Here is a 12,402-nt window from a genome sequence, read left to right as displayed (position 1 = left end):
GTCTGGCAAACCGGTCGCCGTCGTCACGACCGTGGCGTCCCTGTCGTTCGGAACCTGTGCGGCGCTCACTCGTGAATCCGCACATTTCCGCAGAACCAGATGTCCTTTGCCCTTTCTAGTCACGCTACGATATCGCGAGAAGGGCAGTCTTGAATTGATTTCGATCAAACGCGCCACCGACATGGCACATTTTCGATGGAAAGTCGAAGGCATGGCGTTTGTCGCTGTATGCCTGGGCACGGCTCAGAACTTGATGCCGAGACCCACCCTCACGGTCTGCTGGGTCAGATCCGAATCGACGACGGCCGCGCCAAAGTCCAGCTTTCCATTCCCAAAGTCATTGTAGCGATAATCGATGCGGCCGAAGATGCGATCAGTCACCGCGTAATCAACCCCGGCGCCTGCTGTGTATCCGCCGAATGTTTCGGTCGCTGTCGTTATGCCGATCAGGTCGGCTTCGATATGCGTGGCGGCCCAGCCGGCTGTGGCATAAGCAAGGATCGGACCCCAGGCATAGCCGATGCGCGTGCGAACAGAGCCCTGCCAGTCCGCGCCGCCGCTTATCGTGCCGAATGCAGACTGCAGGGCGACGTCGTTCGAGTTGTGTTCCAGATCACCCTCGATGCCGAAGACAAGATTGTTGTCGAATTGTCTGTTGAAGCCAATGAATGCACCGAAGAGCCTACCATCGAGATTGGAATCGAGGGGCGCGAAGCCCGCGGTCTCGAAATATCCGTCCATCCGGCCGTAGCCGACGTGGATACCTGCGTAGACACCTGTCCAGTCGACCGTGTCTGCGAGATTGGCGGGGAGGGCAGAGGCAGGGCTTGCCGAGGCGGTGTCGGCGCCGGTGGCGGCAGTCTGGAGGAGCAGGACAGTCGATATCGTCAAAAAGGTTCGCATGAAAATTCCTTTAGGCAAAACGATCGGCAATCGGTCGTCACCCTAGATTTTCAACCTTGCTGCTGACTTGAGGAGGCGATTGCCTGCTTCAGACTGATGATCGGTCGCCGTCACCCGGCGACCGATCATGACTTCGCGATCATTCCGCTGCGAGCGGCGGCAGGGTCACGACATTGTTGCTCTCGCTGCGTCGGCTGCCGGGACGTTCGCGCTCAACGGCTGCGACCCTGTCATAGAGTTCGGCAACGGCGATCGTCAGGTGTTCCGAGCTTAGCGGTTCGACCTCCTGTTCCTTCTTGCCGACCAGACGGCTGAAAATCCTGCTGAGCAGCCGCGACAGGTCGTCGAGGATCAGGAAGAATGCCGGGACCACGACGAGGCTGAGCACCGTCGAGACGATGATGCCGCCGATCACCGCAATCGCCATCGGGGCCCGGAACGAACCGCCTTCGCCAACGCCGAGCGCAGACGGCAGCATGCCGGCCGACATGGCGATGGAGGTCATGATGATCGGGCGCGCGCGCTTGCGGCCCGCTTCCACCATGGCCTCGAGGCGGTCCATGCCGCGATGGCGCATCTCGATGGCGAAATCGACGAGCAGGATTGCGTTTTTCGTCACGATGCCCATCAGCATCAGGATGCCGATCAGGACCGGCATCGACAGCGCATTGTTGGTGACGATCAGGCCGACCGCGACGCCGCCAATGGCAAGCGGCAGCGAGAACAGGATGGTGAACGGCTGGATCACATCCTTGAACAGCAGGATGAGCACGGTCAGCACCAACAGTACGCCGAGCAGCATGGCATTGAGGAAGCTCTGCTGCATCTCCGCCTGGATCTTGGCGTCACCGCTCTCGGCGAGCCTGACCGAGGCGGGCAGGTTGGCATTTTCGACGGCATTGCGGAAAGCGGCTGTCGCCGTGTCGAGGGCAACGCCTTGCGGCAGGCCGGCGCCGATCGTGACGACGCGGTTGCGATCGTTGCGCTTGATCGACGAGACGCCTTCCGAATATTCGATATCGGCGACGCTCGACAGCGGCACGGCCTGGCCGGTCGCTGTGCGGATTTTCAGGGCGCGGATTGCGGCAAGATCGGTTCGCAGATCGAGCGAGGCCTGGACCCGGATCGGGATCAGGCGGTTGTCGAGGGCGATCTTCGGCAAGGCCGAATCGATGTCGCCGATGGTTGCGACACGCACGGTCTGGGCGATCTGCTCGGCGGTGATGCCGAGACGGGCCGCCTCGTCCGAGCGGGGCCGGATCTGCAGTTCGGGGCGGGGCAGGGCGCCTTCGGCGCTGGCATTGGCCAGTTCCGGCAAAGTGCGCAGCTTGGCCTCGAGAATGGCGACGGCCTCGTTCAGTTCCTCCTCGTTCTTGGAGAGGAAGTTGAAGGCGATGTCGCGCTCGCCACGGTCATTGAGCTTGAGGACGCGGATATCGGCAATCGGCGCGAGCTTGGCGAAAACCTCTTCCTCGATTTCCCATTGCGGACGCAGGCGGCCATGGACTTCCATCTTCGGCATGAACTGGCCGATCAACGGCAGGCCGCCCAGACCCTTGTTGACGAGTGTCTTGACCAGAGAATGCTCGATGTGGTCGAGATTCAGGGTGATGCTGGCGCGGCGCAGTTCCATATCGCCCTTGGGCGAGGCGCCGCCAAGGACAAAGATGCTGGAGACGTCACGAACATCCTGAAGCGCGGCATGGATCTGGTCGGTCTTGCGCTCGGTCTCCGCCAAAGTCGCATTGGGCGGCAGTTCGACGGAAATGACGATACGGCCGGCGTCTTCCGGCGGCAGGAAGCTGCCCGGAACCTGGGCGAGCAGCATCAGCGAGCCGATCAGGAAGGCAATGGCTGCGGCCAGCGTAAGATAACGGCTGTACCAATGGCTGGTGGTCAGCCGGACGACACGCGTATATCCCTTCATGAAGGTGCTGTCATTGTCGACATGGTCATCCATCGCGTCTTCGGCACGCATCAGATAGGCGGCCATCAGCGGGGTAATAAGGCGCGCTACCATCAGCGAGAAGAAGACCGAGAAGGCAACCGTCAGGCCGAACTGGATGAAATACTGGCCCGGAATGCCCGGCATGAAGGAAACCGGCACGAAGACGGCGATGATGGTGAAGGTGGTGGCGATGACGGCCAAGCCGATCTCGTCCGCCGCCTCGATCGCTGCCCGGTAGGGTGTCTTGCCCATCTTGATATGCCGGGCGATGTTTTCCACCTCGACGATCGCATCGTCGACCAGAATGCCGGTCGCCAGCGTGAGCGCGAGGAAGCTGACGAGGTTCAGCGAGAAGCCCATCATGTCCATGATCCAGAAGGTCGGGATCGCAGACAGCGGCAGGGCGATGGCGGAAATCAGCGTGGCACGCCAGTTGCGCAGGAAGATGAACACGACGATGACGGCGAGGATCGCGCCTTCGATCAGCGTGTGCATCGCCGCTTCGTAATTGCCATAGGTGAAGTAGACGGAATCGTCGATCATCTCGATCGCCACGTCGGGATTCTCCGCCCGTACCTTGGCGAGGCTTTCGGCGACGGTCTCGGCGACGGTCACTTCGCTGGCGCCCTTGGCACGGAAGACGGCGAAGGTGACGACGGGTTTGCCATCGAAGCGGGCAAACGATTTCTGTTCCTCGTAGGTGTCCTTGATGGTGCCGAGATCGGACAGCTTGACGAAGCGGCCATTGCTGAGCGCAATCGTGGTGTTTTGCAGACTTGCAACATCGCGGCTGTCGCCAAGCGTGCGGATCGACTGTTCGGCGCCGGCGACCTGACCGCGACCGGAGCCGAGATCAACATTGGTGCCGCGCAACTGGGTGCTGATATCGGCGGCGGTCACGCCAAGCGCGTTGAGGCGGTTGGGGTCGAGCTCGATGCGGATTTCACGGTCGGCGCCACCATAGCGGTCGACCCGGCCGATGCCGGGCTGGCCCTGCAGCGCGCGCTTGATCGTATCATCGACGAACCACGAGATTTCCTCGATGTTCATGTTCGGGGCGGAGACCGCGAAGCTCTGGATCGCCTGGCCTTCGACGTCGATCTTGGTGACGATCGGCTCGTCCACCGTTGCCGGAAGGTCGCCGCGGATCTGGTCGATCGCATCCTTGACGTCCTGCACCGCCTGCTCGGTCGGCACTTCCATACGGAACATGACCAATGTCTGGGACTGGCCGTCGGTGACGGTCGAGCTCAATTCGTCGACGCCGGTGATCGACGCCACCGCGTCTTCGACTTCCTTAGTGACCTGGGTTTCCAGCTCAGACGGGGAGGCGCCGCTCTGGGTGACGGTGATTGCCACCAATGGCACGTCGATATTGGGGAAGCGCGTGATCGGCAGGGCGATGAAGGACTGGATGCCCACCACCATCAACAGGAAGAAGGCCAGGATCGGCGCAATCGGATTTCGGATGGACCAGGCGGAAAAGTTCATAGCCTGCGTGCCTCTCAGTTGGAAACGGTGCTGTCATCGACCGGCTTGATGCGGTCGCCGTCGCGCACGAACGCGCCGGCCTTGGCAACGACGCGGTCGCCTTCCTTCAATCCCTTGACCACCTGGATATAGGCGCCGTCCTGAATGCCGGTCTCGATCTTGACCAGCTTGACGATGCCATCCTCGACAATGCGTGTGGTGGTTTCACCCTTGGCCGTCGTAATCGCGGAAAGTGGCAGGGCGATGCCCTCTGCCTCATTGATCACGATATCTGCCGTACCATACATGCCGGCGCGGGCGGCACTATCGTCATCGATGGCGATATGAACGGAGCCCAGACGGGTCTGGGCATCGACGACAGGCGACACCAGGCGGACCGAGCCCGAGAGCTTCTGAGCGCTGCCGGCTACGGTGAGTGCGGCCTTCTGGCCTGGCTTCAGGCGGAGGATCTCGTTTTCGGAGACATCGGCGATCAATTCGATCTGACCGTCGCGGATGACGGTAAAGAGCGGTTCGCCTGCACCGCTGGCAATCGCGCCGACGCGGGCATTGCGTGCGGCAACGGTGCCGGCGACCGGCGATTTGACGTCCGTGCGGGCAAGCTTCAGGTCGATGTCGTTGATCTGGCTCTCGACCACGGTGACGTCTGCCTGCGCGACCGTGATTGCCTGGCGCGCCGTTTCGGCTTTGGCGGTGGCACTGGCCAACGTCGTTTCGGCCTGTTCCAGTTGCGAGGTGGCAACGGTCCCTGTCTTGCTCAGGCGGGTCGCACGTTCGAATTGGCGTTGCGCATCCTTGGCGCTCGCCTCTGCCTCGATCAACTGGGCGCGGTATTGCGCAAGCCCTGCTTCAGCCTTCGCCTTGTTGGCAATCAGCTGGCTCTTTTCCAGCAGCAGGCTGTCATCGTTCAGCCGCGCGACCACGGCATCCTTGGCAACGGTATCGCCGACATCGGCTTCGAGCGATTTGGTCAAAAGACCTTCGACCTGGGGCTGGACATAGACTTCCTCCTCGGCCTTGACCGTGCCGGTGGCGACGATCCGATCCGTGAGTGCACGAGCCGTGGCGGTAGTCACGACGATCGCCGGCAGGTTCGGAGCAGCAACGGGCGCCGCGGCCTCCTGCGCAATGGCAACAGAACCGGTGAAGGTGAGAGTGGCGGCCAACAGAATTGACGTGGCGCTCGTATTTCGCAGCATGGCTACCTTCCAGAAAAAAATCGCAGATTTAGCTCACATTACGCAGCTCGTGCACAAACGGCTCACTGCCGGTGCGAGATGGCATTTTTGCGCCGCCGCGGCTCTGCAGAGCTTTATCATGCCTCAAAATGCTGCGTGGCAACAGGTGGGGATGGAAAAACCACCTGCAAGGCTTGTCCAGCGATATTCATCGCCGAACGCGGCCGAAAAGTCGACAAGGCAACCTTGTGTTGCCGATTTGCCAGCTTAAGCGGTTGCGAACTGTATGTAATACTTATGTATTTGGGGTTGCACGGGGCCGAAGCCCCGTGCTTTTCAAGGGATATTCGAGACTACTTCAGGGCGGCGTCGGTGATCTCAGTGGTGAAGGCGCCGGTCGGCTCCTTGGTGATGACCGGATCGGAGCCACCACCGAGCAGGGTCTTGACGGTGCGATCATAGGCGGCCTTGTCGAGCGCGCCATTTGAACCCGCCGTCAACTTGGCGACTTCGCCCATCATGCGCTTCTGGTGGAGTTCGGTCTGCGCACCGGATGCATCGTTTTCGAGAACGATTTCAGCCGCTTCATCCGGGTTCGCTTCGGCATATTTCCAGCCCTTCATCGAAGCGCGGACGAACTTGACCATCTTTTCCTTGAAGGCCGGGTCTGCCAGCTTGTCTTCGAGTACGTAGAGACCGTCTTCGAGCGTTGCCACGCCTTCGTCTTCATACTTGAAGGTGACGAGGTCTTCCGCCTTGATGCCGGCGTCGATGACCTGCCAGTATTCGTTATAGGTCATGGTGGAGATGCAGGCGGCCTGCTTCTGCAGCAGCGGGTCGACATTGAAGCCCTGCTTGAGGACGGTCACGCCGCCTTCCGAGCCGTCGGTCTTGATGCCGAGCGTGCCCATCCAGGACAGGAAGGGATATTCGTTGCCGAAGAACCAGACGCCGAGCGTCTTGCCCTTGAAGTCTTCCGGCTTGGTGATGCCGGTTTCCTTGAGGCAGGTCAGCATCATGCCCGAGGACTTGAATGGCTGGGCGATATTGACCAGGGCCACGCCCTTTTCGCGGGTTGCAAGAGCAGACGGCATCCAGTCGACGATGACATCGGCACCGCCGCCGGCCAGAACCTGCGGCGGCGCGATGTCCGGGCCGCCCGGCTTGATTTCGACGTCGAGGCCTTCCTCTTCGAAGAAGCCCTTGTCCTTGGCGACATAGTAGCCGGCGAACTGGGCCTGGGTGACCCATTTCAACTGCAGCGTTACCTTGTCTGCGGCAGCCGCCTGCATGGCCGTCAGCGAGACGGCGGCAGCCAGCAGCATGGATGCAAGTTTGATCGTCATTTCAGTTCCCTCTTTTTTTGTTAGGTCTTGTTTTACGCCCGGCCACCACGGACGGACGGATGCCAGAAGGTGACCCAGCGTTCTGCCAGTGCCACCAAGCCGTAGAAGATCGAGCCGGCGAGTGCGGCAACCGCAATCTCGGCCCAGACCATGTCGACATTGCTACGCCCCACTTCCGTGGAAATCCGGAACCCCATGCCGACGATCGGGGTGCCGAAAAACTCTGCCACGATGGCGCCGATCAGCGCCAGCGTCGAATTGATCTTCAAGGCATTGAAGATGAAAGGCCATGCTGCGGGCAGGCGCAACCGGATCAGCGTCTGCCACCAGTTGGCGGCATAGGTGCGCATCAGGTCGCGCTCCATGTGGCTCGCCGCGGACAGTCCCTGCACGGTATTCACCAGCATCGGAAAGAAGGTCATGATCACGACAACGGCGACCTTGGAGGGCCAGTCGAAGCCGAACCACATGACCATGATCGGGGCGATGCCGACGACGGGAAGGGCCGAGACGAAGTTGCCGATCGGCAGCAGGCCCTTCTGCAGGAAGGGCGATCGATCGATCAAAAGGGCCACGATAAAGCCGAGGCCGCAGCCGGCAATGTAGCCGGTTATGACGGATTTGAGGAAGGTCTGGCGGAAATCGGCCCAGAGGATCGGGGTCGAACTGATGATGCGGGCCCAGATCATCGAGGGTGCCGGCAGCAGGATCGAAGGAATGGCGAAACCCCGGACGACGCATTCCCAGATCACCAGCAGGGTGATGCCGAAAATGACCGGCACGGCGATACCGATCACACGGCGCGTTGTCGGGTTTTTCGGGTGCTGGCGCACCAACCATTCGTTGAGCGCCCAGGCACCGAGCCAGAACGCAATGGCGAAGACGAGATAACCGGTCATGGCCTGATTCATGGTTTGACCCCCATACGCTTCAGGACCCGTGTATGGGCAAGTCCGACGATCGAGACCAGCAGGGCGGCCAGTCCGGCGGCCATGAACAGAGCCGCCCAGATCTGGATCGTCTGGCCATAATAGGAGCCCGACAGCAGGCGCGCACCGAGACCGGCGACGGCGCCGGTCGGCAGTTCACCGACGATCGCGCCGACCAGCGAGATGGCGATGGCGACTTTCAGCGAGGTGAAGAGATATGGCATGGAGGCCGGCCAGCGCAGCTTCCAGAAGGTCTGGCTGGGGCTGGCATGATAGGTGTGCATCAGGTCGAGCAATTGCGTATCCGGACTGCGCAGACCTTTCACCATGCCGACGACGATCGGGAAGAAGGACAGGTAGGTCGAGATCAGCGCCTTCGGCATCAGACCCGACACGCCGATCGAATTGAGCACGACGATGATCATCGGCGCGACGGCCAAGATCGGGATGGTCTGCGAGGCAATCACCCAGGGCATCAGCGAGCGGTCCATGGCGCGGTTGTGCACGATGGCGATGGCAAGCACGATGCCGAGCACGGTGCCCATGCCGAAGCCGGCAAGGGTGGCCGAAAGCGTGATCCAGGCATGATAGACGAGGCTGCGCTTGGACGTGACGGCCTTGTTGATCACCGTGTCCCAGAGCTCGGCGATGATCTGGTGCGGCGCCGGCAGGACCGGGCGGTCCTGGGCAAACGTGCGCTCGACGATCTGACCGAAGGTAACGGTCTCGCCGGCGCGTGCGGCCTGGTCGCGGACGAAGGGGGCGTTCAAGTAGACGACCATGACATGCCAGATCACCAGGATCGCCAACAGCACGGTGATAACCGGCAGGATGCGGTCGCGGAAAAGAGAAGCCGACTGCATGGTCACACACCTCCCTTGGCCGGATAGAGCATCAGTGCCATGGACACGACGCCAAGGGCGACACCGGCCATCTGGATGGCGCTCAGCCGTTCGCCGAACAGGAAGAAGGCGATGACGTTGATCAGCACCAACTGGGCAATGGCCGAGGCCGAGATCGCCATGCCGAGACCACCCTCGCGCATTAGCTTCACCATCATCAGGTTGCCGATGCAATAGAGGGCGAGGGAAGCGACGAGGACCCAGAGATTGTTGTTCGCGACATAGGCGCGCGACACGGTGGCGGCCGCGAGGAATGTCGCCATGGCTGCGCCTAGCCAGATGAGGAAGGCGGGGTTCATGGGGCGGGCTCCTCGGTCGTCAAGTTCATTTTGGCGGGAGCGGTACCCCCCTCTGCCCTGCCGGGCATCTCCCCCACAAGGGGAGAGATTGACGTGCGGATGCCGCTCGCCCCATTCGAAAGTGGTTCGAGGCTAAGCTGGGTTGGGCCTATGGTCTGAACTTGAATGGCGTATTTCCTCTGCGAGACGTGGGCGACCGATCTCCCCCCTTGTGGGGGAGATGTCACGGAGTGACAGAGGGGGGTGTCCCAAAGAGCGAAGGCCAACGACCTATTCCTCATAACTATGCCCCGCCTTCAGGCCTTCCCGGACGCGCTGGGCGATTTCCAGGAACTCCGGGGTTTCGCGGATTTCCAGTGGCCGCTCCTTCGGCAATGTCGACTCGATGATGTCGGTGACCCGGCCTGGCCTCGGGCTCATGACGACGATCTTGGTCGAGAGATAGACGGCTTCCGGGATCGAATGGGTGACGAAGCAGATCGTCTTGTTGGTGCGCTCCCAGAGCTTCAGCAGTTCGGAATTGAGGTGATCGCGGACGATTTCGTCCAGTGCGCCGAAGGGTTCGTCCATCAAGAGCAGGTCGGCATCGAAGGCGAGCGCGCGGGCGATCGAGGCGCGTTGCTGCATGCCGCCGGAGAGCTGCCAGGGGTATTTCTTGGCAAAGCCTCCGAGATTGACGAGGTCCAGCGTCTGCGCGATGCGCTTCTTCTTCTCCTCGGTACTGTAGCCCATGATTTCGAGCGGCAGGGCAATGTTCTTTTCGATGGTGCGCCAGGGATAGAGGGCGGCGGCCTGGAAGACATAGCCGTAGGAGCGCGCCTTGCGGGCCTCTTCCGGCGTCATTCCATTGACCGTGATCTCGCCGCCCGTGTGTTTTTCGAGGTCGGCGATGACGCGCAGGAACGTCGTCTTGCCGCAACCGGAAGGGCCGATGAAGGAGACGAAGTCGCCCTTGTTCACCTCGAGATTGACATTGGACAGTGCATGCACGGAGCCGTCATTGGTCTCGAAGGTGAGACTGAGGTCCCTGGCTGAAACGACGGAGATAGGAGCATTCATGCGTGGGGACCAATCGGGTTTCTTGCAAAGGCTGGAAGGCTCTTGCATGCTGTCATGATAATGCCGCCCGGAGACGGCGAAAACGGGATCGCGACCCAGTCGCGGGATGGATGAGGAGCAGAGCATGGACACGTCATCAAAGCCCACCTGTCGCCTTGTGAAGCCCGGCCATACCTATGAAGGCAAGCAGGGCTTGAGTTATTTCGAAGGCATTGCGGCCGAGACGGTCGGCGCGAAGGGGATCTGCATGCATGTCCTGACCATGCCGCCCGGGGCGCGGGCCAAGGCGCATCTGCACGAGAGCCACGAGACGGCGATCTACATGCTCTCCGGCCAGGCCCATACCTGGTACGGCGAGCGGCTGGAAAACCATGTCGTCGTTCACGCGGGCGAGCTGTTCTACATTCCGGCCGGCGTGCCGCACCTGCCGGCCAACCTGTCCAACGCGCCGTGCACGGCGATCATCGCACGCACCGATCCGAACGAGCAGGAAAGCGTCGTGTTGCTGCCGGAACTGGATGGGCTGGTCGAGGTGTGAGGCTCTGCTTCTCCTGAGGAGGGAGAAGGTGGCGCGTAGCGCCGGATGAGAGGGATTCTGTTTTGGGCAGGATTTGCCGCTGAAGTCGGCGCGCGGGGTACCCCCCTCTGTCCTGTCGGACATCTCCCCCACACGGGGGGAGATCGGACCACGCGCGGTTTTTGCCGTGTTGACAACACTTTGAGAGGATCTGTCCGACTTTCGATAACAGTCAAAATCAACAGACGAGATTTGACGACTGCCCAGCCGCACCCGATCTCCCTCCGTGTGGGGGAGATGCCCGGCAGGGCAGAGGGGGGTAACACCGCGCGCCAGCGACATCGGTTCTATCAGACCCCCGTTGCCGGAATACCTGACCGTTCCACCTTGCGCGGCGCCACCAGGTCTTTCCAAGTCGACAGCGCCTTGTTGACCGCCGTAAATGGCTCGCGTTTGACGAACTGGCCATGGCCCTCGCGCGTCTTCACTGTGCCGTCCTCGATCGCCACATAACCACGGGTCAGCGTGTAGCGCGGCAGGCCGGTGACCTGCTTGCCCTCGAAGACGTTGTAGTCGATCGAAGACTGCTGGGTCTTTGCCGAAATCGTCTTTGAACGCTTCGGATCCCAGACAACGATATCGGCGTCAGCGCCGACCAGGATCGCGCCCTTCTTCGGATAGACGTTGAGGATCTTGGCGATGTTGGTCGAGGTGACGGCGACGAATTCGTTCATCGTCAGGCGGCCGGTCGCCACACCATAGGTCCAGAGCATCGGCATGCGGTCTTCGAGCCCGCCGGTGCCGTTCGGGATCTTGGCGAAGCTCTCCAGACCGAAGCGTTTCTGCTCGGTGGTGAAGGCGCAATGGTCGGTGGCGACGACCGAGAGCGAACCCGACTGCAGGCCGGCCCAGAGGGAATCCTGGTGCTGCTTGTTGCGGAAGGGGGGCGACATGACGCGGCGGGCGGCGTGGTCCCAGTCCTTGTTGAAATATTCGCTCTCGTCGAGCGTCAGGTGCTGGATCAGCGGCTCGCCATAGACGCGCATGCCCTTCTGGCGGGCGCGGCGGATGGCTTCATGCGCCTGTTCGCAGGATGTGTGCACGACATAGAGGGGAACGCCGGCCATGTCGGCGAGCATGATGGCGCGGTTGGTCGCTTCACCCTCGACTTCAGGCGGACGGGAATAGGCATGGGCTTCTGGGCCGGTATTGCCCTCGGCCATCAGCTTGGCGGTCATGGCGGCAACGACGTCGCCATTTTCGGCGTGGACGAGCGGTAGGGCGCCGAGCTCGGCGCAGCGCGAAAACGAGGCGAACATCTCGTCGTCGTTGACCATCAGCGCGCCCTTATAGGCCATGAAGTGCTTGAAGGTGTTGATGCCCTTGTCTTGCACCACCGTCTTCATCTCGTCGAAGATGCGTTCGTTCCAGCCGGTGATCGCCATGTGGAAGGAATAGTCGGCATTGGCCCGCGACGTCTTGTTGTCCCACATCTGCAAGGCTTCCAGCAACGACTGGTCCGGCGCCGGAAGACAGAAATCGACGACCATGGTGGTGCCGCCGGCAAGACCGGCGCGGGTGCCGCTTTCGAAGTCGTCGGCAGAGTAGGTGCCCATGAACGGCATTTCGAGATGCACATGCGGATCGATGCCGCCCGGCATGACGTAACAGCCGGTGGCATCAAGGGTTTCGTCGCCGGAGAGGTTAGGGCCTATTTCAACGATGACGCCGCCGTCGATCTTGACGTCGGCTTTGTAGGTGAGATCGGCGGTGACGATGGTGCCGTTCTTGATGACTGTGCTGCTCATATAGTCTCTCCCCGTTGTATCA

General features: G+C 61.4%; 10 protein-coding genes. 1 reads left to right on the top strand and 9 read right to left on the bottom strand.

Annotated elements, in window-relative coordinates; all coding sequences use genetic code 11:
• Nucleotides 1-243: 243 nt before the first annotated feature.
• The 8 genes from LQ231_RS16265 to LQ231_RS16230 form a co-directional block, all read right to left on the bottom strand.
• Entirely contained in the window at nucleotides 244-903 is a 660-nt protein-coding gene (locus LQ231_RS16265; RefSeq protein WP_230172219.1) for an outer membrane protein, read from the bottom strand.
• Nucleotides 904-1,042: 139 nt separating this feature from the next.
• A complete protein-coding gene (locus LQ231_RS16260; RefSeq protein WP_230172217.1) occupies nucleotides 1,043-4,342 on the bottom strand; it encodes an efflux RND transporter permease subunit in 3,300 nt (1,099 codons plus the stop codon).
• Nucleotides 4,343-4,356: 14 nt separating this feature from the next.
• Nucleotides 4,357-5,541 carry an efflux RND transporter periplasmic adaptor subunit gene (locus LQ231_RS16255; protein WP_230172215.1) on the bottom strand — a complete coding sequence of 395 codons (1,185 nt, stop codon included), beginning with the start codon at nucleotides 5,539-5,541 and terminating at the stop codon, nucleotides 4,357-4,359.
• 332 nt (nucleotides 5,542-5,873) lie between these two features.
• Nucleotides 5,874-6,866 (bottom strand): ABC transporter substrate-binding protein, encoded by a 993-nt coding sequence (locus tag LQ231_RS16250; RefSeq protein WP_230172213.1) that lies wholly within the window; start codon nucleotides 6,864-6,866, stop codon nucleotides 5,874-5,876.
• 32 nt (nucleotides 6,867-6,898) lie between these two features.
• Nucleotides 6,899-7,765: an ABC transporter permease gene (locus LQ231_RS16245; RefSeq protein WP_230173389.1), complete on the bottom strand. Its 867-nt coding sequence runs from the start codon at nucleotides 7,763-7,765 to the stop codon at nucleotides 6,899-6,901.
• Between the two features lie 8 nt (nucleotides 7,766-7,773).
• The gene (locus tag LQ231_RS16240; protein ID WP_230172211.1) at nucleotides 7,774-8,658 is read right to left on the bottom strand and encodes an ABC transporter permease; all 885 of its coding nucleotides are present in this window, start codon (nucleotides 8,656-8,658) and stop codon (nucleotides 7,774-7,776) included.
• Nucleotides 8,659-8,660: 2 nt separating this feature from the next.
• The gene (locus LQ231_RS16235; protein ID WP_230172209.1) at nucleotides 8,661-8,996 is read right to left on the bottom strand and encodes a hypothetical protein; all 336 of its coding nucleotides are present in this window, start codon (nucleotides 8,994-8,996) and stop codon (nucleotides 8,661-8,663) included.
• 270 nt (nucleotides 8,997-9,266) lie between these two features.
• Nucleotides 9,267-10,055, bottom strand: coding sequence for an ABC transporter ATP-binding protein (locus LQ231_RS16230; RefSeq protein WP_230172207.1), 789 nt, complete (start codon nucleotides 10,053-10,055; stop codon nucleotides 9,267-9,269).
• Nucleotides 10,056-10,179: 124 nt separating this feature from the next.
• Between LQ231_RS16230 and LQ231_RS16225 the strand changes: the two genes are divergently transcribed.
• Nucleotides 10,180-10,593, top strand: a complete 414-nt coding sequence (locus LQ231_RS16225) for a cupin domain-containing protein (RefSeq protein WP_230172203.1) — start codon at nucleotides 10,180-10,182, stop codon at nucleotides 10,591-10,593.
• 329 nt (nucleotides 10,594-10,922) lie between these two features.
• Here the strand turns inward: LQ231_RS16225 and hydA are convergent, their stop codons facing one another.
• Nucleotides 10,923-12,380, bottom strand: coding sequence for a dihydropyrimidinase (hydA, locus tag LQ231_RS16220; protein ID WP_230172201.1), 1,458 nt, complete (start codon nucleotides 12,378-12,380; stop codon nucleotides 10,923-10,925).
• Nucleotides 12,381-12,402 lie beyond the last annotated feature (22 nt).

The sequence above is a fragment of the Rhizobium sp. CECT 9324 genome (assembly GCF_918741265.1).
In the GTDB taxonomy this organism is placed as follows: domain Bacteria; phylum Pseudomonadota; class Alphaproteobacteria; order Rhizobiales; family Rhizobiaceae; genus Allorhizobium.
Note: the sequence above shows the minus strand (reverse complement) of the source record. Positions and strands in the feature narration are given on the sequence as shown.

Bases quoted from the DNA above. Each gene is read 5' to 3' on its own strand.
- LQ231_RS16260 (WP_230172217.1), bottom strand. From the start codon at position 4,342: ATGAACTTTTCCGCCTGGTCCATCCGAAATCCGATTGCGCCGATCCTG.
- LQ231_RS16225 (WP_230172203.1), top strand. From the start codon at position 10,180: ATGGACACGTCATCAAAGCCCACCTGTCGCCTTGTGAAGCCCGGCCAT.
- LQ231_RS16240 (WP_230172211.1), bottom strand. From the start codon at position 8,658: ATGCAGTCGGCTTCTCTTTTCCGCGACCGCATCCTGCCGGTTATCACC.
- LQ231_RS16235 (WP_230172209.1), bottom strand. From the start codon at position 8,996: ATGAACCCCGCCTTCCTCATCTGGCTAGGCGCAGCCATGGCGACATTC.
- LQ231_RS16245 (WP_230173389.1), bottom strand. From the start codon at position 7,765: ATGACCGGTTATCTCGTCTTCGCCATTGCGTTCTGGCTCGGTGCCTGG.
- hydA (WP_230172201.1), bottom strand. From the start codon at position 12,380: ATGAGCAGCACAGTCATCAAGAACGGCACCATCGTCACCGCCGATCTC.
- LQ231_RS16255 (WP_230172215.1), bottom strand. From the start codon at position 5,541: ATGCTGCGAAATACGAGCGCCACGTCAATTCTGTTGGCCGCCACTCTC.
- LQ231_RS16230 (WP_230172207.1), bottom strand. From the start codon at position 10,055: ATGAATGCTCCTATCTCCGTCGTTTCAGCCAGGGACCTCAGTCTCACC.
- LQ231_RS16250 (WP_230172213.1), bottom strand. From the start codon at position 6,866: ATGACGATCAAACTTGCATCCATGCTGCTGGCTGCCGCCGTCTCGCTG.
- LQ231_RS16265 (WP_230172219.1), bottom strand. From the start codon at position 903: ATGCGAACCTTTTTGACGATATCGACTGTCCTGCTCCTCCAGACTGCC.